Origin of the sequence: Bacillus shivajii, assembly GCF_020519665.1 — a bacterium.
GTDB classification, from domain to species: domain Bacteria; phylum Bacillota; class Bacilli; order Bacillales; family Salisediminibacteriaceae; genus Bacillus_CA; species Bacillus_CA shivajii.
This window is the reverse complement of sequence record NZ_CP084703.1, coordinates 1,779,931-1,802,254: the sequence shown is the minus strand read 5'-3', so window position 1 is coordinate 1,802,254 and position 22,324 is coordinate 1,779,931. Positions and strand designations below refer to the sequence as shown.

The 22,324-nt window shown below is 36.8% G+C and carries 22 protein-coding genes; 3 read left to right on the top strand and 19 right to left on the bottom strand.

Translation table 11 applies throughout. The annotated features are described in order from the left end of the window. Positions 1 to 4 precede the first annotated feature (4 nt). The gene (gene recU, locus LGQ02_RS08780) at positions 5 to 613 is read left to right on the top strand and encodes a Holliday junction resolvase RecU (RefSeq protein WP_226517805.1); all 609 of its coding nucleotides are present in this window, start codon (positions 5 to 7) and stop codon (positions 611 to 613) included. Positions 614 to 652: 39 nt separating this feature from the next. Beyond that, positions 653 to 3,259: a transglycosylase domain-containing protein gene (locus LGQ02_RS08775; protein WP_226517804.1), complete on the top strand. Its 2,607-nt coding sequence runs from the start codon at positions 653 to 655 to the stop codon at positions 3,257 to 3,259. Between the two features lie 40 nt (positions 3,260 to 3,299). Here the strand turns inward: LGQ02_RS08775 and LGQ02_RS08770 are convergent, their stop codons facing one another. The 7 genes from LGQ02_RS08770 to LGQ02_RS08740 form a co-directional block, all read right to left on the bottom strand. Next, positions 3,300 to 3,818, bottom strand: a complete 519-nt coding sequence (locus LGQ02_RS08770) for a YpoC family protein (protein WP_226517803.1) — start codon at positions 3,816 to 3,818, stop codon at positions 3,300 to 3,302. Beyond that, positions 3,815 to 4,474 (bottom strand): endonuclease III, encoded by a 660-nt coding sequence (gene nth, locus LGQ02_RS08765; protein WP_226517802.1) that lies wholly within the window; start codon positions 4,472 to 4,474, stop codon positions 3,815 to 3,817. The genes LGQ02_RS08770 and nth overlap by 4 nt, the downstream gene beginning before the upstream one ends. A gap of 13 nt (positions 4,475 to 4,487) precedes the next feature. Further along, positions 4,488 to 5,210 (bottom strand): DnaD domain-containing protein, encoded by a 723-nt coding sequence (locus tag LGQ02_RS08760; RefSeq protein WP_226517801.1) that lies wholly within the window; start codon positions 5,208 to 5,210, stop codon positions 4,488 to 4,490. Between the two features lie 364 nt (positions 5,211 to 5,574). Further along, entirely contained in the window at positions 5,575 to 6,864 is a 1,290-nt protein-coding gene (gene asnS, locus LGQ02_RS08755; RefSeq protein WP_226517800.1) for an asparagine--tRNA ligase, read from the bottom strand. A 147-nt stretch (positions 6,865 to 7,011) separates the two neighbouring features. Next, positions 7,012 to 8,196: a pyridoxal phosphate-dependent aminotransferase gene (locus LGQ02_RS08750; RefSeq protein ID WP_226517799.1), complete on the bottom strand. Its 1,185-nt coding sequence runs from the start codon at positions 8,194 to 8,196 to the stop codon at positions 7,012 to 7,014. Positions 8,197 to 8,246: 50 nt separating this feature from the next. Beyond that, complete coding sequence (locus LGQ02_RS08745; protein ID WP_226517798.1) at positions 8,247 to 8,756, bottom strand: cell wall elongation regulator TseB-like domain-containing protein; 510 nt, start codon at positions 8,754 to 8,756, stop codon at positions 8,247 to 8,249. Between the two features lie 14 nt (positions 8,757 to 8,770). Further along, a complete protein-coding gene (locus LGQ02_RS08740; protein ID WP_404802389.1) occupies positions 8,771 to 8,950 on the bottom strand; it encodes a YpmA family protein in 180 nt (59 codons plus the stop codon). A 125-nt stretch (positions 8,951 to 9,075) separates the two neighbouring features. On the opposite strand from LGQ02_RS08740, the gene LGQ02_RS08735 reads away from it, so the two are divergent. Then, entirely contained in the window at positions 9,076 to 9,243 is a 168-nt protein-coding gene (locus tag LGQ02_RS08735; protein WP_226517797.1) for a hypothetical protein, read from the top strand. A 57-nt stretch (positions 9,244 to 9,300) separates the two neighbouring features. Here the strand turns inward: LGQ02_RS08735 and LGQ02_RS08730 are convergent, their stop codons facing one another. The 12 genes from LGQ02_RS08730 to mgsA form a co-directional block, all read right to left on the bottom strand. Then, positions 9,301 to 10,596: an amidohydrolase gene (locus LGQ02_RS08730; protein WP_226517796.1), complete on the bottom strand. Its 1,296-nt coding sequence runs from the start codon at positions 10,594 to 10,596 to the stop codon at positions 9,301 to 9,303. Between the two features lie 24 nt (positions 10,597 to 10,620). After that, positions 10,621 to 11,499 (bottom strand): ComEC/Rec2 family competence protein, encoded by an 879-nt coding sequence (locus LGQ02_RS08725; RefSeq protein ID WP_226517795.1) that lies wholly within the window; start codon positions 11,497 to 11,499, stop codon positions 10,621 to 10,623. Between the two features lie 44 nt (positions 11,500 to 11,543). Continuing rightward, positions 11,544 to 14,312: an ATP-dependent DNA helicase DinG gene (gene dinG / locus LGQ02_RS08720; RefSeq protein WP_226517794.1), complete on the bottom strand. Its 2,769-nt coding sequence runs from the start codon at positions 14,310 to 14,312 to the stop codon at positions 11,544 to 11,546. A 50-nt stretch (positions 14,313 to 14,362) separates the two neighbouring features. After that, positions 14,363 to 15,406, bottom strand: a complete 1,044-nt coding sequence (locus tag LGQ02_RS08715) for a tetratricopeptide repeat protein (protein ID WP_226517793.1) — start codon at positions 15,404 to 15,406, stop codon at positions 14,363 to 14,365. A 70-nt stretch (positions 15,407 to 15,476) separates the two neighbouring features. Continuing rightward, a complete protein-coding gene (gene panD / locus LGQ02_RS08710) occupies positions 15,477 to 15,860 on the bottom strand; it encodes an aspartate 1-decarboxylase (protein WP_226517792.1) in 384 nt (127 codons plus the stop codon). After that, positions 15,853 to 16,740, bottom strand: a complete 888-nt coding sequence (panC, locus tag LGQ02_RS08705) for a pantoate--beta-alanine ligase (protein WP_226517791.1) — start codon at positions 16,738 to 16,740, stop codon at positions 15,853 to 15,855. Before panC ends, panD begins: the two co-directional genes overlap by 8 nt. Then, positions 16,737 to 17,576, bottom strand: a complete 840-nt coding sequence (panB, locus tag LGQ02_RS08700) for a 3-methyl-2-oxobutanoate hydroxymethyltransferase (protein ID WP_226517790.1) — start codon at positions 17,574 to 17,576, stop codon at positions 16,737 to 16,739. The genes panC and panB overlap by 4 nt, the downstream gene beginning before the upstream one ends. Before the next feature lie 352 nt (positions 17,577 to 17,928). Beyond that, positions 17,929 to 18,897 carry a biotin--[acetyl-CoA-carboxylase] ligase gene (locus LGQ02_RS08695; RefSeq protein WP_226517789.1) on the bottom strand — a complete coding sequence of 323 codons (969 nt, stop codon included), beginning with the start codon at positions 18,895 to 18,897 and terminating at the stop codon, positions 17,929 to 17,931. Further along, a complete protein-coding gene (locus LGQ02_RS08690; protein WP_226517788.1) occupies positions 18,898 to 20,055 on the bottom strand; it encodes a CCA tRNA nucleotidyltransferase in 1,158 nt (385 codons plus the stop codon). 1 nt (position 20,056) lies between these two features. Further along, complete coding sequence (gene bshA / locus LGQ02_RS08685) at positions 20,057 to 21,193, bottom strand: N-acetyl-alpha-D-glucosaminyl L-malate synthase BshA (RefSeq protein ID WP_226517787.1); 1,137 nt, start codon at positions 21,191 to 21,193, stop codon at positions 20,057 to 20,059. Further along, entirely contained in the window at positions 21,190 to 21,900 is a 711-nt protein-coding gene (gene bshB1, locus LGQ02_RS08680) for a bacillithiol biosynthesis deacetylase BshB1 (RefSeq protein ID WP_226518265.1), read from the bottom strand. The genes bshA and bshB1 overlap by 4 nt, the downstream gene beginning before the upstream one ends. After that, positions 21,893 to 22,312, bottom strand: a complete 420-nt coding sequence (gene mgsA, locus LGQ02_RS08675) for a methylglyoxal synthase (protein WP_226517786.1) — start codon at positions 22,310 to 22,312, stop codon at positions 21,893 to 21,895. The genes bshB1 and mgsA overlap by 8 nt, the downstream gene beginning before the upstream one ends. Between the last annotated feature and the right edge of the window lie 12 nt (positions 22,313 to 22,324).

Below are 22,324 nucleotides of genomic sequence, written 5' to 3'. Positions count from 1 at the left end.
TGAAATGACTGTAAGGTATCCTAACGGAAAAAAGTATACAAAAGATGCAACCTTTTCACCTAAAAAAAACGTCAAAAAAGATGAGCGTTTTAGTAACCGAGGGATGACACTCGAAGAAGACTTAAATGAGACAAATGAATATTATAGGTCCCGTAACATCGCACTCATTCATAAAAAACCCACTCCACTTCAAATTGTGAATGTTCATTATCCGAAGCGAAGCGCTGCTGTTGTTACGGAAGCATACTTTAAAAAACCATCAACAACTGACTATAATGGTGTTTATAAAGGCAAATATATCGATTTTGAAGCAAAAGAAACCAAAAATAAAACAAGCTTCCCATTAAAAAACTTTCACGATCACCAAATTGATCATATGCGCCAAGTCATTGAACAAAACGGAATTACTTTTGCTATTTTACGCTTCAGCGTTACAGATGAAATATATCTTATGTTTGCCCAAGACATCATCCCTTATTTTCAAGAGAAAGACAAAAAGAGAAAATCCATTCCGAAAAATGATATTGAGTCAAAAGGATATAAAGTTCCATTAGGTCTTCATCCTAGAATTGACTATTTAAAAATCATTGATAAAATCATTTCTAATGTTTAAACATTGTACACAACTGTGTATTGAAAGGAAGATGCTACGATGTCAGATGAATATCGTACAAGACAAGAAAGAAGAAAAGTAAAGCAATCATCAAATAATAACTCCAAGAGCAAACGAAAACCTAAAGGCGCATTGAAAAAAATATTATTAGCATTAGGTATTGTGATGTTCGTTATGTTTGTTGTTGGTGCAATTAGTGTATTTGCAATTATTCGAGATGCACCTCCTTTAGATGAAGAAAAATTAACGTTAGCACAAAACCCTGAAATACTTGATCGAAACGGAGAGCTTTTAACCACTCTTCAAGCTTCTGAAAACAGAAGAAATGTAAATATAGAAGACGTCCCTGACGTGCTTAAAGATGCCGTACTATCTGTAGAAGACGTTCGTTTTTATGACCACTTTGGAATTGACTTACGTCGAATTGGTGGTGCTGTTGTCGCAAATGTCCGAGGTGGCTTTGGTGCAGAAGGTGCTAGTACGATCACACAGCAAGTTGTAAAAAACCTTTTCTTATCAATGGATAAGCAGATGTCTCGTAAAATTCAAGAACAATATTTAGCGATTCGTCTAGAACAACAGTATACGAAGGATCAAATCTTAGAAATGTATTTAAACGCAATATTTTTCTCAGGGTCCCCTTCTCAATATGGTGTTGTTTCAGCAGCAAATTATTACTTTAATAAAGAACTCGACGAACTTACAATTGAAGATGCTGCCCTATTAGCTGGAATTCCACAGCGTCCAAACCATTTTAATCCTTTTAACAACCCTGAAGCTGCAGAAAACCGTCGAAACACGGTGATTTCTTTGATGGAACGTCACGAAAAAATCACCCCTGAAGAAGCTGAGGCGGCTAGAAATGTTCCGGTTGAAGATCAACTTGAACAAAGTGAACAACTTGAAACAGGTGCTTACCAAGCTTTTATTAATCAAGTTCAACGAGAAGTTGAAAATATTGAAGGCATTGAACCTAGTGATATTTATACGGCTGGTATGACGATTCATACAACATTAGATCAAGACCTACAAGCTCATGTCGAACATGTTATGCAATCAGGAGAAGTTATTCAATATCCTGATGAACATTTCCAAGCTGGGATTACCGTTCTTGATACAACAAATGGTGAAGTGCTTGCTTTAGGTGGCATGAGAGAACCATCTGAAGCGCAAAGAACATATAATTGGGCAACACAGCCGAAACGTCAACCTGGTTCTTCAATCAAGCCGATCCTATCATTTGGTCCTGTAATTGAAGAATTAAAATGGTCCACTTATCATCAAATTGTTGATGAGCCTTATAATTATCAAACAACTGGTGATCCAGTACGAAACTTTGGTCGTGATTATCGAGGTCCTATGTCTATGAGAGAGGCATTACGAATCTCACAAAACGTCCCTGCAGTTAAAGCACTTAACGAAGTTGGCTATGACCAGGCCCAAACATTTGGTCAGCGATTAGGCTTGCCATTAGATACATTCCATGAATCGTATGCTCTTGGTGGTTTTGATACTGGCGTTTCTTCTTATGATATGGCCGGAGCCTATGCTGCCTTTGGAAACAATGGGGAATATAATGAACCACATACAGTTAGAAAAATTGAATTTCCAGATGGCCAAACCATTGACCTCACTCCAGATTCAACCATCGCTATGAATGACTATACAGCGTTTATGGTGACAGATATGTTAAAGACCGTCGTTCAATCTGGTACAGGGCAAAGAGCCGCAGTTTCTGGTGTACCAATTGCTGGTAAAACAGGGTCTACGAACTTTACACCAGATGAACGTGAGCAATATAATATTCAAAGTGGGATACGCGATGCTTGGTTTGCAGGTTATTCTACGAACATAACCGCTGCCGTATGGACAGGATATGAATCAATTGACAAAGGATATATCGCATATGATAACCATCAAGAGTTTATTGCACGTGACTTATTTAGAGAGGTTATGACTTTTGCTCATCAAAATCGTGATACGTCAGACTTTACTCAGCCTGATTCTGTCGTTCGTGTTGGTATTGAACGTTCAACAGGCTTATTACCAAGTGATTTCACTCCAGAAAGTGAGATTATTCATGAGTACTTTGTACGAGGTACAGAGCCAACAGATGTGTCAGATGAATATGAACAAGCTGAACCAGTGCAAGGATTACAAGCTGAATACAATGAAGATGATCACGAGATTCAAGTTAACTGGAGTTATAATGAGGAATTCATCGATCAGTTTAGCTTTAAACTAGAACTGAGAAGCAACAACGATGAAGAATATCAATTAATTGATATAACAAAAGATTTAGGGTATATCTTGTCTAACCCTGAATATGATACGACTTATTCAATAAGAGTAACGGCTGTTGCTGATGAAAACGAAGATCTTACAAGTGATCCAGCTACTGTTGAAGTAACGGTTCCAGAAGAACAAGGTCTTCTCGATGAGTTAGACGACCTTTTTGAAGGTGACGACGAATCTGATGAAGATAATGGTAGAGGCAATGGAAGAGGATCGGATAATGGTAACGGTCCTCCAGATGATGAAGATGACAATGACGATGATGTAATAGACGACCTCATTGGCGAAGACGATGAGGAGGAAGATGATGATGACGATGATGAAGATGACAATGACGAGGACAATGATTAAGAGCCAGGGCATAATGCCTGGCTCTTTTTTTACCTTCTTATCAATGTTTCTTAGTAAAATAAACTGCCCACTTCTTCATTGACTCTTGATAAAGTTGATCTAACGTAGTAAATGCATGATAGTGATCTGGGCTGTCTAGAACAAAAGAAATTCTTTCTTGAATATTCATTGGACTATAAGAAAACTCGTTTAATTGAGAAGGAATGTTTTCTAACGTCTCTACAGCATGACTGTTCGCCCAAAACATCGCTTGAATATATAAACTCGTATATTGTAACATAATTGGCCTCGCTGTTTTACGATCTCGGTTTTGGAAGCATTCTTTTAACAGCTCCTGTCCTTCCTCTTTCCAAGCAGCGCTTATACGTTTAATACTGCATTGAGGCGACTGCCAAGGTTCATAAGGAAGACTCACTTTTAAACAAGCACAAATATCATAAGCAAAATAGGAATTATCACGAATGATTTCTTGGTCTATAGAATTTTTTTCAATTTCATCCCCTTCTTTATAAAATGGAGAGTATTGAAATTGATTAGGAACTAACAACTTGTCCGTCATACAATAACTCCTCTTTTTTTCATTCTCTTTTTCCCTTCACGACATAATTCTAATAACGGACACTCATCACATTTTGGTGATTGAGCTTTACAATGATATCGTCCAAAGAAAATAAGACGGTGATGTGTAACAGACCATTGTTCTTTAGGAATTTTTCTCATCAACGTTTTTTCTACTTCTAGTACAGAATCTTTCCAACGGCAAATACCTAGTCGCTTACTTACACGTTCTACATGAGTGTCTACTGCAATCGCAGGTTCATCAAAGGCTACTGAAGCAACCACATTTGCAGTTTTCCTACCTACACCAGCAAGTTTAACGAGTTCATCTCTTTCATAAGGAATTTCTCCATTATAATTTTCAATGAGAGATTGACTAAGCTTCTTTATATTTTTAGCTTTACTACGGTAAAGTCCGATTGATTTGATATCTTGTTCTAATTCTTCTAATGATACACTAACGTAATCTTCTGGAGTTTTATATTTCTCAAATAGTTTTGGAGTAACTTTATTAACAAGGGCGTCTGTTGCTTGTGCAGATAAGACAACAGCAATTGTTAATTCAAATGGATTTGAATGAGTTAATTCGCATTCTGCCTCAGGAAACATCTCTCCCATTGTATACAAAACGTGTTCAATTTCTTTTTTGTTTAACATAATCTCTCCTCCGTTAGTCCTCTTCTCCATACAACCAATTATATTGGGGGTGTTTTACTTTATCTGATTGAGGTGTAGCTTGTGTTCTATTCTGGAACCTTTTTTCATGGTGTTGCCTAACTTTCTCACCGTGTTCTTTTGCTTGTTGGATCGTTTTTACACCATTCTTTTTCCAATCAAATAATATCCGATCAATATATCGGAAGTTTAATTTAGACGAAACAACGGCTTCTCTTAACGCAGCTTCAATAATTTCTGGATCGTGAGCGTCATCGTCAAGCCACATCGAAATCATTTCTAACTCCATCGGAGATAAAGGTCTTGCAAACTCTTCTTCAAAACGTCGAAATAATTGTCCTTCTAATTGTTGTTTCGTAAATTGCTGTTTATCGTTTTGTTTATCATTTAACAGAAGGACAAACTTTTCAAATAATGGTTTTAATGAAAATGCTTCAGAAAGCTTCCCATCTTCATCTTTCTTTTCTTCTATTGCAATAAACCCACTTCTTAATAATTCTTTCAATTCATTTGTGCAGTTGGATTCATCAATGTACATTCTTTCTTGTAACTCATATGGCGTCGGGAACATATTCCCTTCTTGTTCAAACTGCCTAATGTGCATTAAGATCATAAATTGTACTTCAGATAATCCTAATTGAGAATAATGTGTCATTAATGCAGAAGGAATGGCGAAGGGCTGTGACATCTGGAGTTGTATAATTGCTTCTTCATTCATTATGAGCACCCCACCTATAGATATATTTTTTTCTTTATGAAATGTAGTGATTTTAATTTAACTTTCTTAGTATACCATGAAGTTTCATCTTCATTGTACGAAATGAATCGGAGTTTTTCATTAATAATATAAGCTACCCTGGCAGCACATGCTGCTTCTTCCTCTACTAGCTTTTGCTACGTAGCTGGATGCGTCGGCGCAGCTCTCAGTGATTCGACGAAGCTGTGTTTGTTGCATCGCTTTCCGCGGGCACGGCCTCAAGTTCCTAAAACATGTTCGCCGACCTCAATAAAAGAAGCTGACTCTTCATAAATCACTTAAAAGTGTCTTATTGGAGTCAGCTTCACATTATGAAGTTTAAGTATTATGGGTAAAGACGGTTTAGTAGACGTGGGAATGGGATCGTTTCCCTAACGTGTTCAACACCTGATAACCACGCTACTGTTCGTTCTAATCCTAATCCGAATCCAGAGTGTGGAACAGAACCATATTTACGAAGATCTAAATACCATTGATAAGCATCTAAAGATAAGTTGTGCTCATCATAGCGTTGTTTTAATAATTCTTCATCATCAATACGTTGGCTTCCTCCGATGATTTCGCCATACCCTTCTGGGGCAATTAAATCTGCACATAAAACGACTTCTTCACGCCCAGGTACTGGTTTCATGTAAAAAGCTTTTATATCAGCTGGGTAATTTGTAATAAACACTGGCTTATCAAACTTCTCGGCAATTGCCGTTTCGTGTGGTGCACCGAAATCTTCACCCCACTCAATTTCGTGGCCTTCTTCTTTTAACATATCAATCGCATCATCATACGAAATGCGTGGGAATGGTGCTTGGACATTTTCTAATTTAGACGTATCACGTTCTAATGCTTGCAATTCAAGCTTACAGTTTGCTAGTACTGATTGTACAACAAATGAAACATATTGTTCTTGAACTTCTAAGCTTTCTTCATGATCCATAAATGCCATTTCCGGTTCAATCATCCAAAATTCAATAAGGTGTCTTCTCGTCTTAGATTTCTCTGCTCTAAACGTTGGACCAAAAGAGAAGACTTTTCCTAACGCCATCGCTGCAGCTTCCATATATAATTGTCCACTTTGAGAAAGATAAGCATCCTCATCAAAGTATTTCGTATGGAAAAGGTTTGTCGTTCCTTCTGCTGAACTTCCTGTTAAGATCGGAGGATCAACTTTCACAAACCCTTGCTCATTGAAAAACTCATATGTAGCTCGAATAATTTCATTACGTACTTTCATAACTGCATGTTGACGCTTTGAACGTAACCATAAATGACGATGGTCCATTAAGAACTCTGGTCCATGTTCTTTCGGAGTAATCGGATAATCTGTTGCTTCATGAATGAGCTCTACAGATGTTACTGTTAATTCATAACCAGATGGTGCACGATCGTCCTCACGTACTTCACCAGTCACAAATAATGAGCTTTCTTGTGTCATTTCTTTCGCTAATTTGAAACCTTCTTCTTCTACTTCTGCTTTTACAACGACGCCTTGAATAAACCCTGTACCATCGCGAAGTTGTAAAAAGGCAATTTTACCGCTTGAACGTTTGTTCGCAAGCCAAGCGCCAATTTTTACTGTTTCTCCAACATATTTCCCAACTTCAGAAATTGTTATTTTCACTTTTTATACCCTCCAAATTCCTATGTATCATTCATGATCGATGATAACTTATTTTCGCCCAATGATTGATTGTTCATTTTTTATACACGATACACATTATACATGTGAAAAAAAATAGAAGTCAATCTCTACTTAAATTAAGTCTATTTACGAAGATTTCCGTTGTACAAATTGACGAATTCGATTAACTGCTTCTAAGAATGAATCTAAGTCTGTTGCATACGATAATCTAATATTATCTGGAGAGCCAAAACCACTTCCTGGAACGACTGCAACTTTTTCTTCTTCAAGTAATGCGGTTACCCATTCATCAGTTGAAGCAAAGCCACCTGTTTGTACGGCTTCCTTTACGTTTGGAAATAAATAAAATGCTCCTTGAGGTTTCACACATTTGAAGCCAGGGATAGACTCTAGTTCAGGTAACACTTTATGTAAACGTTCTTCAAATGATTGTCTCATTTTCTCGACGGAACCGTCTTCTTGTTGATATGCAGCAATTGTTCCATGTTGAGCCATCACTGCTGGGTTGGACGTCGTATGACTTGCTAATGTTGTCATCTTTTTAATGATTTCCGCATGTCCAGCTGTATAACCAATTCTCCAACCCGTCATTGAATGAGATTTCGATACACCGTTAATAATAATCGTGTTGTTTTTTATTTCTTCTGACACTTCAGCAATAGAAATGTGATTTTTGCCGCCATAAATTAGTTTTTCATAAATTTCGTCAGAAACAATTAAAAGATCGTTATCTAAGCAAAATTGTCCAATTTCCTTTAGTTCATCTTTTTCGTACATCACTCCGGTTGGGTTACTTGGTGAATTTACGATGAGCGCTCTCGTCTTGTTTGTAACAACTTTTTCTAATTGTTCTTTTGTTACTTTAAATTCATTTTCTTCCTTACCTTCAACAAATACTGGTTTGCCTCCAGCAATCTTTACTTGTTCCGGATAACTAACCCAATAAGGAGAAGGAATAATGACTTCATCATCTTCTTGTAAGATTGTTTGGAACAATAAGGCAAGTGAATGCTTTGCACCGTTTGTTACAATGATTTCTTCAGGAGAATATTCAATATGCTGATCATTTTTGAACTTTTCGATGATAACATTTTTAAGTTCTGGCAAACCACCAGCTGGAGTATATTTCGTGTGCCCTTCAACCATTGACTTGTAGCTTGCTTCGATAATATAGGATGGCGTATTAAAATCTGGTTCCCCTGCTCCTAAGCCGATTACATCATGACCTTGTGCTTTTAATTCTTTTGCTTTTGCTGTAATTGCTAACGTTGTTGATGGTGTAATTGAAGTAACTTTTGACGAAAATTTCATGATTTATTCCCCTTTCATCTTTTTACTTGTCTTTATATTTTTTTAATACATTAAGACCTTTTAAATTGATAATGACGTATATAAGACCCATCTTTAAATGTTAAATAATAAAATGAATGCCGATCTGCATCATCGATGTAAACAACTTCATAAACTGGTGTATTCCCGATAATACCTAATCGAATATTAATTAATGATACGACATTTAAGCGATCATAAGCAATTTGTTCCACTTTATCCTTTGAGATTCCGTCGCTTTGACTTCGAACAAAAACTCTTCGTGATTGATTTTCATCATCTTCTTTATGCTCGATCTCTTCAACCCAAACAATGATGTCTTCATCATTATCATCGACGCCATAAAAAACTTGATATGATCTACTTCCATGATAATAACTTATGTCGTTTACAGAAGTTAACTCTGTTTCAGAAAGGGCAAATGCTTTTATTTCTTCTTGCCGATCATTTAAAGGACCTGCAGTTGCCGAATACATAAAATAGAAAAATACAATGCCTGCGGTTAATAGTACCGCTCCAATAGAAATTAGCCATGTTCTCATGCTGTTACACCTTCTTACGTTTCATAAATCGTAAAAACCATCTTTTCACTTTCGTTATCTTCATCTAATGCTAAACCAAACATAAGATCACGATCTTTCAATGTTCGATTCAACATATCAACAACTTTATATAGCTCATGATGTTTATCAATTTTTACTGTTGCTAACTTTTCAATTCCTTTATCGCTCATCATCAATTCCTCCTGTTACCTTCTTTATTCGAACTTTTCTCTCCCTCTAGCGTGAAAAATTACTAATCATACTCTTTTGTTCATTGAGTGATACTATCATTACCGCTCCAAAGTAAAGGATGATGAGCGTGAATGAAAAACATTTCAACAATGAACAAGAGGCGGTGACAACGGCTGACTGGTATTTTCTTGAAAGAGACTTAGTCGCGTTAAATTCTCCTCACCGTCCAAAGCAATATGAAGAAGTTACGTATTCTTTTCGGCAAACGAAGTTTCCGTACGAATGTAAACAATAATCATTCCTTAACCTGCACCTAATGAGCACCTGATGGATCACAGGTGCTCTCCTCCATTTAAAATAGAAATGCTTGAGCATCTGCAACAATTTTTTGTTCGTCTAAGAAAAGCAATTCTCTATCTTTCATTAACTGCTTCCCTTGAACGAAAACATCTGAGATGTCATCATCTTTTAGAGCATACACAAGATGAGAATGCACCCTTTCTTTATTCCAAGGTGTCAAATGTGCCCGGTCTGGATTTATTAATATAAAGTCCGCAAAAGAGCCTTCTTGAATAAAACCTATGTCTTCAAGCTGTAATGCTTTTGCACCGTTTACTGTTGCCATTTTTAGTATGTCTTTACTTTGTGTAACAGTTGGATCTTGATATGTTCCTTTATGAATTAAAGAAGCAAACCTAAGCTCTTCGACCATGCTTAAGTTGTTGTTACTAGCTGTTGAATCTGTTCCAATTGCCACATTTATCCCTTTATTTATCAACTCGGGTATATTAGCAATACCTGAACCTAACTTTAAATTGCTCATTGGATTATGCGAAACAGAGACATTCTTTTCTGAAAGAATATGTTGCTCTTCATCATTTAAATGTACACCATGGGCAATTAAGCAAGGTACATCAAATAAACCTAGTTTATTTAAATGGCTTACTTGTGTTTCATTATATTTCTCTTTATGCTCGAGCACTTCACGCTTTGTTTCTGCAACATGTGTATGTATCCACATGTTATGCTTTTCGGCTGCATCTACAACTTTCTCTAAAAAAGCAGGTGGACACGTGTAAGGAGCATGAGGAGCTAATGCAACGTGTAGCTTTCCAGCGTTTTCACCATGAAAATGTTTATGTAATGAAACGGATTCATTAATTTTACCGTACTGCTCTTCTTCAGAACATAGTCCGATCATTCCTCTGCATAAAACAGCACGCATGTTACTTTCAATCGTTAGTTCAGCCATTTGTTCCATATGTAAGTGATACATATCTAAAAAAGTCGTTGTACCAGATTTTATCATTTCAACAACTGCAAGCTTTGCTGCTTTTTCTACATCTTCTTTCGTCAGCCTTTGCTCATTTGGCCACATGACATTTTGAAGCCAATCCATTAAGGGCATGTCATCGCCAGCACCGCGTAATAACGAACTACCTAAATGACCATGTGTATTTACAAAGCCTGGCATGAGCCACTTTCCTTGTCCATTAATCGTTTCATCTGCTTGATCAATTAATGAATCGTTTGGATACCCCGCCGTTACTTCTTTAAACTTTCCGTCCTCAACGACAACATATCCGTCAACAATATCATCATTTTCATTCATTGTTACAATTGTGACAGAATGAATTAATAATTTCATGAAAGAACTCCTCTCCTCAGTTTATCATGAAAGTTTCGTTAAAAGCTTCCCTATTAACGTTTCTTTTTCTGTAGGGCGAACTGTAATAATTTCATAATCATCTTCTAAACACTTTATCGTAACCGTACCACTTCTACTCGTTTGATAAATATCAATCCATGTTTCGTTCAATCGCTCGAGGACATAATTACTCGGCAAGTCTTCACCATTTCTGAAGATGACAGCAACTTGTGGATCTGCTTCTTTTAATAATTTCTCTGATGTCCCTTTCTCACTTCCGAAATCTGGGACTTTCATTACGGTTGTCTTTAAGTCATAATCTTCGACGAGCTGATCTTCTACACGTTGATTTGCTTCTGTTAAGTATAATAATTTCTTTTGTTTATGTGTTAGAAAAAAAGACAGGGAACCTTGGTCAATCCCAATGTCTTCTTCAATAAATAATACTTGTAATGTTAACCCTGTTAACAAATCAAAAGTATCACCTTCATCAACATAACTAACGATGTCACTATCGACATTTTTTATTGATAATATATCATTGACAATTGGTGAAGAAACAACAATTTTCCCTACTGGATATTGCGATAACATCCAGGAAACATTCCCGGTATATTCTGGTTGTTTACTTGTAAGGAGTAAGGTATCAATTTGGTCAACATCATAAAAATCCAATCGATCCATTAAGTCATCCTGACTATCTTGATGACCAGTATTGATTAAAACGGTCTTCCCATCATTGTTTTGAATTAATGTCGCTTCTCCATGCTCTAAATCAAAAAATGTATATGCGATTTCCCCTTGAGATAAGTTTAATTCAATCCTATCCGCATTTACAGTCGGCATAGCAACAAGAAATAGAAGCATAAAAATCATGATTGAAAAAAAGATCTGACGAGCCATAAATAAACAGCTCCTTTCATAAATGAAATCGTCCACCTTATTGATTATAACCAATTTTCCAGATCTTTTTCCAATTCATCCATTGAATTCTCTAATACTGGAATTTGTGGCAATGATTCGATAAACGATTTTCCATACCTTGCTGTTACGATTCGACGATCAAGTACGATCACAGCCCCACGGTCATTCGATGTTCGAATTAAACGACCAAATCCTTGTTTAAACCGAATAACAGCTTGTGGTAGTGCCAACTTCATAAACGGAGATTGCTTTTGTTCTTTTAGTGCATCAGATTTTGCTTTGAAAACTGGATCATCTGGTGGGGAAAATGGAAGTCGTACAATCACGATCACACTTAAATCATTACCTGGAATATCGACCCCTTCCCAAAAGCTACTCGTACCTAACAAAATTGCTTTATCAAATTGTTGAAAGTTTTTCGTTAGCTTCGACCTACTCCCAGTTTGTACTCCTTGAGCAATTAACATGTAATCATCTGTTAATAATTCCCTTAAGTATTCATAACATTTTTTCAACATATCATATGATGTAAATAATACAAGCATTTTGCCTTCAGATAATTGAGAAATACGATAAATATTTAAAGCCGCAGCTTCAATATACCCTGATTCACCTGCCTCATTAATCATTGGCATATCTTCCGGAATACAGAGTTTGACTTGATTTCCCCAATCGAACGGTGATTGAACAAGCTTTGTTTCAACCGGAAAGTCCTCTAACCCAAGTCTTTGGATGAAATATTGGAACGACTGTTTTACAGATAACGTCGCAGATGTAAAGATCACACTGTCTTTTTTCGCGAAAAAAGCGTCAGCTAATTTCTCAGCAACGTGTATCGGTTTCTTTTGTATGGATACTGATTGTTTCGGCCCTTTTAAATCTGCTTCAAGCCAATATACGAAGTTTTCATCGTCATCATCTAACAGTAACATATTGAATCCATTCATGATTTGAACACTTCGATCATAGATCGTTTGTAGCATTTCAGCTAAACGTTGTTCACTATTGTTCATTTGAGATAGTCGGTCTTGTAACTCTGCCTGTATCCTCGTCCATTCACTTAGCTGCATAAAACAACGTTTCGCAGCTTCTAATACATGTTCCCACTGCTTTTCAGAACGATTAATAATTGTATTGGCGCGCCCGCGTTCGTTTCTTTTGATTTGTGAATGATTTAAGTATTGTCTTAATAATAAAAACAGCTCATTCCACTCTTGCTTTAACTCTTTGCTTGTCTCGATGACTTCACTTACATGTAGTTCTTCGTTATAGAACGTCTCTTTTTTCATGTAAGATAATACACCTTCATTTTCTGATCCTAAATCATTAATGATATGTGTTAACGATAAATAGTCGAGCATTTCACCAAATTGTTCTGTTGCTGTTTCTTCAAAATGATGAGCCTCATCAATGATGATATGGTTGTAGCTAGGAATGACTTGGTGATCAGATTTCATATCTGATAAAACGAGTGAATGATTGGTTATGATTAAATCTGATTCTTTTGCTTTTTGTTTGGCACGTTGATAAAAACAACGAGAAAACCATGGGCACTTTGGTGTCGTGCACGATGTATAATCACTTGCGATTTCTTTCCAAAAGCGAAATGAAGAAGTTGCTAAGTTTAACTCTTCTACGTCTCCAGTTTTCGTTTCAGTCAGCCATACAAGAATTTGCGCTTTAGCAATCGTTCGGTCATAAGAATCAAAAGGATCCTTTTCAAGGAGACGTTCAAATTTTTGTAAGCAAAGGTAATGGCTACGACCTTTTAATACACCGGTCTTTATTGCAAAAGGTAATATTTTCGCTAACGTATGTAAATCCTTTTTTAGCATTTGTTCTTGAAGTTGCACTGTGTGTGTACTAATGACAATGCGCTTACTATGTATTTTTGAATAAAAGGCTGCAGGAATTAGGTAAGCAAGAGTTTTACCAGTACCTGTTCCAGCTTCAATAAGACCAAATGAATTCCGCTCAAATTGGTCGTAAATAAATTGTGCCATATTTAATTGACCTTCGCGTTGTTCGTATCCAGTCATTACTCCTTTTAACTTTTCCTCATTTAATAACGTTTCTTTATAGTACGTTTCAAATGAACATTGTGGTGCTTCCTCTTCCTTTATCTCTTCTGCTGTTTTCCTTAGGACAAAGCCTCGGTAATAATCGTACCCCTCTAACTCTTTCATGGAGGCAGCATTCATCCATTCGTGCATTAATGACTGCAAATCACTTTTACAAAACTTTTGTAAACGATCAAGCTTCTTTAACGTATCTAATGGTAATGACGACAATTTATCGATCATCTTTAAAAACAGCTGTGACGTTGCTTCTGCATCACTATCCGCTCTATGCGGTTGGTTATGGTCCATATTTAAGTTTGCCGTCAACTGTGAAAGTTTAAAGCCATCGGATGTAGGATAAGCAATCTTTGCTAGCTCAACAGTGTCGATGACAAGACCACGATATGGTTCATATCCGGCATTTACAAGCTCATCGTTAATAAAACTTAAGTCAAAGTCGACATTATGAGCTACAAAGTAGGCCCCATCTAAGTCATTTAGTAACTGAGGCGCAACTTCCTCAAATAATGGGGCCTCGTCAACATGTTCTGCCTCAATGTTCGTTAATGACTGAATAAAACGTGGGATCGGCTTTTCAGGATTTATATAACTTGAAAACCTTTTGATGATTTGTTGTCCCTCTACGACCACATATGCAATTTGTATAATACGGTCACCTTTAGAAAAGGATACCCCAGTTGTTTCAACATCGATAATGAGAAAACGATTCATTATCTATTCCTCCAAATTTCCCTCGAGTAAAGTTCGATTATTTTTTAGTGTTATGTTAAATGAGCAATCAATGGGTGAGAAAGATTTTCATGACTTATTCTCTCTTTTAATTGTTTAAACTTTTCTATCTCTTCCCAACGGTATAAAAGCCATAAATAGGAAATCATTGCATTTATATTTGTTGGTTCAAGATATAATAGCTCTTCAAACATTTCCATTGATTTTTTTCTTTCGTCTAATAAGCCATAGTTCCATGCCATACCGTGTAAAACAAAGGCTTCATTATATCCTAACGATTTTAATCGTTCATAACAATAGATTGCACAAGAAAAGTTCCCATTCTCTTCGAAAATAAATGCTAATGTGCGAATCAGCTTTTTCGATTTTGTCCGTTGAATCGTTTCATACCATGCTTCCATCGCCTCAGTATTTCGTCCTAACGATTCAAAACATTTCCCTAACCAGAAATAACTTTCTGAGTCAGTTTCTCCTTTATGCACCATTTTTTGAAAATATTGAAGCGCCTCTTTCGGCATTTTCAGCAGTAAATAACAGATGCCTAAATTATACACTACATCGCTGTTAAAGAGGAGGACTTCGGATTTTTCAAAGTAGTGGATGGCCTCTTCTATATTTTCTTCTTGTCCAGCTTGCAGCCCTAATCCAACAAGTGCAAAATGATGTTCGGTAGGGTCTTTACTACGGTGTAAGACATTTAAGAAGCTTTCTTTTGCCTCGTTAGGTTGTTCAATATATAACTGAGAAAACCCTAAATATAAATATAAACGAGCACTATTTTGTTGCCCATCTAATCCGGCTTGAAATTCACGGATCGCTTCCTCATATAAACCAAGTTCAAAATAACTAATTCCAGTATGGGTCTCGTCTTCTTTTTGAAACGAAAATGGATTACTTGTTGTGAGCTCATCTTTTATTTCTTCGAGTAACTCATTTTGTGTACTCCATACTTCTAGAAGTTGGTCTTGCTCTTTTGATAAATGCTCCACCCATTGCTTGAGTTCATTTTCGTTTAACATGTCTTTATTATCCATAAGCCATTTAGACATCTCTTCCCATTGTGTTGATGAAAACATAATAAAACCCTCCCATGAATGCTGCATCTGTTACTTACAGTTTCCAACGTTTCAGGGAGGGATATTCGAATTATCTTAAGGTAGAAGCTGGTTCTGTTTGCATCATTTCTATAATATCGTTTTGTTCGTTTAAGATCGCTACCTTAGGTGTGTGTGCTTTACACTCTGCTTCAGCGACCCATTTATAAGAAATAATAATGACCGTATCATTTGGTTGAACAAGTCGTGCCGCAGCTCCATTTAAACAAATTGTTTTTGATCCACGCTCTCCTTTAATCACATACGTTTCAAGTCTAGCACCATTGTTATTATTTACTACTTGAACTTTTTCATTTTCTAAAACGCCAACTGCATCCATTAAGTCCTCATCAATTGTAATACTACCAACGTAATTTAAGTTCGCTTCTGTTACAGTAGCACGGTGCAGTTTACCACTCATCATTTCTCTAAACATGTTGTTTGTTCCCCTTCCGATGTTCTGTTAATTCTTCTGTTGTAATTAACGCGTTATCAATAAGTCTAACGTGAGAATATTTAACAGCAGTAGCAATAATGATATCACTTTGAACATTAGTTACCTCTTTTAGCTCTGGAAATGTTCTACATTCTATATAATCGACACTACCACTAATTTGTAATGTCATTTTGTCGTATAAATAACTTTTTACTTCATCAAAAGTTATTTGCCCTTTTAAGATCAACTGCTTCGTTTCATTTAGTAAAGCATAGATCTTAGGTGCTTCCTTACGCTCTTGTTGCGTTAAATTCACATTTCGTGAACTCTTCGCTAGTCCATCATCTTCTCTAACCGTAGGACATCGAATAATTTCTACATCTAGATGGAAATCCTCAACCATTCTCTCAATAACTGCTACTTGTTGAGCATCTTTCATTCCAAAGTAAGCTCGTGTTGGTTTTGTCAATTGGAATAATTTCATGACAACGGTTGCGACACCATCAAAATGACCGGGTCTACTCTCGCCACATAGAATGTCTACCCCTTCATGAACGATCAAAGATGCACTCATTTTTTTCTGATACATTTCTTTTGCGGAAGGAACAAATAATACATCTACACCATAATCTTTTGCAAGCGCTTTATCCCTTTCCAAATCACGTGGGTATTCATCGAAGTCCTCACCTTCACCAAACTGGAGTGGGTTAACAAAAATACTTGCAATGACCACATCGTTTTGTTGACGAGCTTTTTCCATTAGTGAAAGGTGTCCTTCATGTAAATACCCCATCGTAGGAACAAAGCCGATCTCTCTTCCTGTTTGACGTATATCTTTTATCCAGTTCTGGAGCTCATTTATTTTCGTAATCACGATCACTTTTGCTTCCCTCCATATAAGGTTTGCATATGGTCTTCATATGGAAGAAAGGTATGATTTTTTTCAGGGAATGAGCCCTTTTTCACATCTTGAGCAAAAAGGATTAAACTTTCCTCTATCTTCTCAGAGATATTTGTATATTGTTTTACAAATTTCGGGACGTGACCTTGTGTGTAGCCAATCACATCATGATAAACTAAAACTTGGCCGTCAGTATATCTTCCTGCGCCAATGCCAATAACAGGAATCGTAAGTTCTTCTGAAATCTGTTTTCCTAACCATTCTGGAACACATTCTAATACGAGCATACTAGAACCAATTTGTTCGGCTATCTTCGCTTCACTTATTAGCTTGTTTGCGGACTCCTCTGATTTTCCTTGGACACTGTATCCACCAAGTACACCCACTGATTGTGGCGTTAACCCTAAATGTGTAACAACCGGTACTCCAGCTTCAATAAGCTTTTCAGCAGTAAGTAAAACATCACCGCCACCTTCCATTTTTACAGCATGTGCCCCCGCATCTTGCATTAATAATTTTGCATTACTAAAAGCGTCTTTTAAAGAAGCATGATAGCTTAGATATGGAAGGTCACTTACGACAAACGTATTAGGTGCCCCTCTTTTAACTGCTTTTGTGTGATGAACCATGTCGTCTACTGTAACCGGAATCGTTGAATCGTACCCTAATACAACCATGCCTAAAGAGTCCCCTACTAAGAGGACATCAATGCCAGCGGCTTCTGCAAGTTTTGCACTCGGCGCATCATATGAAGTGAGCATTGAAATTTTTTCGTTCGCACTTTTCATTTTTCGAAAATCTTTTGTCGTTTTCACGTTTAATCTCCTTTCTTTTTTCTGAGAGAAGGGTGAAACAACTGAACGAATCAATATAAAAAGACTGTCTCAAAAGATTTTCACAGCAAATAATTACTCCAACATAAATAAACCTATTCGTTAACTTATGGTTGAAATAAAATTTAGCTGATCCTACTTTGAGACAGTCTTGGTTTTTATCGCTCATTTATCACTAAATTCAATTTAGTGTTGTAATCTTTCACACCCTCTGTCCCAGTCCGTTCTCGGATCAAGGCAGAACCTTTTTATAATGTTTGTTTTAAAAAAGAGTGGTACAGTTCCTTTTTGGATACCGTCCAGTTAAAGTATAACAGATTTACTTTTCATTTTGTTAGTTTTTTGCTATATCGATGTCTGCGGAATAAATGTTGTGCCTATCCCCTGTTTTGTCACGAAGTAATAGCACACCTTCCTCATCTATTCCTTCTGCAAAGCCTTCAATCACGTCGTTTGCTGTTCTAGCTTTAATCATTCTACCAATTGTATTCGACCTTGCTTCCCATAGTGGCTTAATAAACGAGAACCCTTTCGTTAAATAAGCATCATAAAGCCATTCAAACTCTTTTAATATTTGAGCGATTAATTCAGCTCTATTGAATGTCCGATCACTTTCATTTGCTAAAGAAGTTGCTATATCTTCTATCCCTTCAGGAAACGAACGATGGTTCACATTTATTCCGACCCCAATAATGACTGCTTTAATTTGGTCTGGGTCTGCTTGCATTTCCGTTAAGATCCCAGCAATCTTTTTCCCGTTTAACAATAAATCATTTGGCCACTTAATTTCAGCTTCGAGCTTCGTGACGTGTTCGATCGCTCGTACGACTGCAACTGCAGTGACAAGTGTTAATTGAGGTGCCCTCCGAAAATCGACCTTAGGTCTTAAAATCATACTCATCCATATTCCTGTTTCCGGAGGAGAATACCACTCACGGCCTAACCTTCCCCTTCCAGAAACTTGTTCATCAGCAATCACTACCGTTCCTTCACAAACCCCTTCATTTGCTGCAGCTTGGGCAATGATTTGTGTTGATGGTGTTGACTCTTCATAAATCACATCACTAAAGATTGAATGGTCTGTCAATCTCGATAAAAGCTCATGTTTACTTAATCGATCATACTCTTTTATAAGACAGTAACCTTTGTTTGAGACCGCCTCAATTTCATAGCCCTCTTTTCTTAACGCGTCAATATATTTCCATACCATTGTTCTACTACAATTCAATGCTTCACTAATCTTTGCGCCTGATATGTAATTTCCTTCTTCATCTCGTAATAACTGTAATACATTTGCCTTCATTCAAATCCCTCCTTCCTTGAGCCAATGATATATATGTTCTTTGTTATTTTCGACATCTCCATTAACAACAGCTTTTTCTATTTCTTGTAAACATTGGCCAATCCATACACCTGGTTCATTCGGAAACCAATTCATAAGGTCTTCCCCGCCAATAGCTAATTCTTCTTTATTTTTTATGGGGAGTGCATCGTACATTGTTTTAATCGTTTCTATTTCGGCAGGTTCTTCCTTACAGATAGCCCTGATCTTTTCAGTAAGTGGGATATACGTTTCACCTATTTCGTACAAATCCATTTTTGTCCATTTTCGATCGATGACTCGCCTTATGCCCGTAACAATATGGGAGAGTTGCCTTTTAAATTTATTACTGCGACGATAATAGGTAAATACGCTTGATAAATCTTCTGTATGTAGTAAAGCTATTAACCATAACTCTTCGATGTTCGTCGTTCTTATCGTTTCAGATGTCGACTTTAGTTTCTCAACAAATTCTTCAAAGTTTGTAAAAATATGTGGTAGTTCAAAGATAATAATCGAATCCAATAATTCAATGATCTGATTTTTTTCTAAAGTGGCAGAAGCAATCTTGTCTATTTCATTACTGATTCGTTCGACTGCTACGTCATTGATTTTCCCTGCATGTTCATTTATCCAACGCTCCGTTTTACGATCTACCCGTAAACTGTAATGAAGTTTGAAGCGAATGGCCCTTAATAAACGAAGAGGGTCCTCTAGTAGTCTTTCTTCGCTATGACCAACAACCTTTAACACTTTCTGCTTTAAATCATCTTGTCCTCCAAAGGGATCAATAATCTTTCCCGTTTCATTCATTGCCATTGCATTAATCGTAAAGTCTCGGTTGAATAAGTCTTCTTCGATTGTTACTATTTCACTGTTGTTCGTCGACTTAAAAGAGCTTACTTCAATTGTTTTATCCGAGACCTTGACAATGATCGTACCGTGAGTGGCCCCTACATCAATGTGATGTGGAAACAGCGTTTTTAGTTTACTTATTGAAGCATTTGTACAAATATCGATATCTTTTATTGGGATGTTAAGTAAGTAATCTCTAACAGCTCCACCTACGATATAGGCTTCATACCCTTTGTTATTTAACGTATCGATGACTTTGCGACTCGCTTCTTTCCAAGAGATCATATTAAACCTCCTGACTACTTAATGCGGCGTGATAAACTCCCTCATATTCCTTAACGATTTTTTCTTGATGAAAGTCTTTATTTGCCCGCTTCAGTGCATGAACTGACATTTCTTGTTGTAAATTTTGATTTAATAAATACATCTTTGCAGTCTGAGCAATACTTGTAATATCACCTAACGGACATATAAAGCCGCTTTTTCCGTCTTCAATGACTTCTGGGATCCCTCCAATATTGGTACCTATCACAGGAACTCCACACGCCATCGCTTCGAGAATGACTAGACCAAAGCTCTCTTTTTCTGACAATAATAGTTTCAAATCACTCATAGACAGTAATTCTGCGACACGTTTTTGATTCCCTAAAAATTTCACTCGATCTAAGATCCCTAATCTCTTTGCCTCTTCATTAATGATTGGCAAGTCAGGACCTTCACCTATTAGAATCAAGACAGAGTCTATGTCTTTTTGAATTTCATAAAAGGCTTTTAAAACGTCTGGGACTCTTTTTACTTTGCGAAAATTTGAAACGTGACAAATGACCTTTTGATCTGGTTTGATGCCTAGCTCCTCTTTAAGTCCATCTATTTCTCGAGGGTAATAAATCCTATGATCGACAAAATTATAAATGGTCTGAATTGGCTTTGTTGTATGTAATAATTGTTTCGTTTGATTAATGAGATCATTAGACACAGCTGTAACGATATCTGACCTTTCAATTCCAAAGCGAATCATATCAGATAAAGAAGGGTCATAACCTAGCACAGTAATATCCGTTCCATGTAACGTTGTCACTACTTTGAGATGGTCACCAACCATTTCTTTTGCTAAATACGCACTTATTGCATGCGGGATCGCATAATGGACGTGAAGGATATCTAACCCTTCCCTTTTCGATATTTCTGCCATTTTACTTGCTAAGGCTAAATCATATGGCGGGTAGCGAAACACAGAATATTGGTTTACTTCTACTTCATGAAAGTAAATGTTTGCCGTACTGTTTTCAAGTCTAAAAGGCATACTAGAAGTAATAAAATGAACTTCATGCCCTTTTTCAGCTAGTGCTTTACCTAGCTCAGTAGCAACCACTCCTGAGCCTCCTACCGTTGGATAGCATGTAATACCTATTTTTAGCGTCATACATTTTCTCCTAATATATGAGACATGATGATCGGCCGGTCAGAAGTAAATCCTTCCCCATACTTCACGCCTGCCTCATTACCTAGTAACATTTCTCTACTTTTTAACTTTTCTAAATAATTCTCATTTAAAGGGGTTTTTACCGTGCCTTCTTCTAAACGAAATTGAGTTTTAAAGCATGCCAATGCCTCTATTTTAACGTCTATAAAATCAGCTATATCAACGATGAATGTCGGGTTACCGATCCCATTAATTTGATAATAATATAATTGTTCTGCTCTATAAGCTTGATTCTCTGGAAGGTAACGTTTAATACCAGAAGAAAAATGTGCTTCTTTTACAATTTCACTACAATAACCATGATCTGGATGACGATCATGCTTATTCGGGGCAAATATTACTTTCGGTTGATACTTACGAATGACTTTTACAACCTCTTCGATACATTCTTTCGAGGAGTCTTTTAGTCCACGATCGGGAAAAGAGAGTTGAATTCTCTTTTCTAAGCCAAGTACTTCTGCAGCATGTTCCGCTTCTTTCTGTCGCGTTTCTACTGTTCCATTTGAAGACAATTCTGCTTTTGTTAAGTTTATTATTCCGATACGAAAGCCCATTTTTGCATACTTTGCAATCGTGCCCCCCATACCGATTTCAACATCATCTGGGTGGGCACCGATCGCAAGCATATCTAATTTCTGTTCATTCATCATCCGTCTCTGATTCACCTCTGACGATTTCCCGCCATTGTAAATCTCCTCTGTTTAAGCCTTTCAACAGAATTTCAGCAGTTGCCATATTTGTTGCAAGCGGAATATTATATACATCACATAATCGAATTAAAGCAGAAATATCAGGTTCATGAGGTTGAGCAGTTAATGGATCTTTAAAAAATAAAACGAGGTCCATTTTATTTTCAGCGATTAAAGCACCAATTTGTTGATCGCCACCTAAAGGGCCTGATTGAAAACGATGAATAGATAACCCTGTAGCTTCCATGATTTTTATCCCAGTGGTGCCTGTTGAAAATAATGTATGCCCTTTAAACAATTCTTTATATGCAGTCGTAAATTGAACAAGATCATTTTTCTTATTATCATGTGCGATAAATGCTATGTTCATGGAATTTCCCCT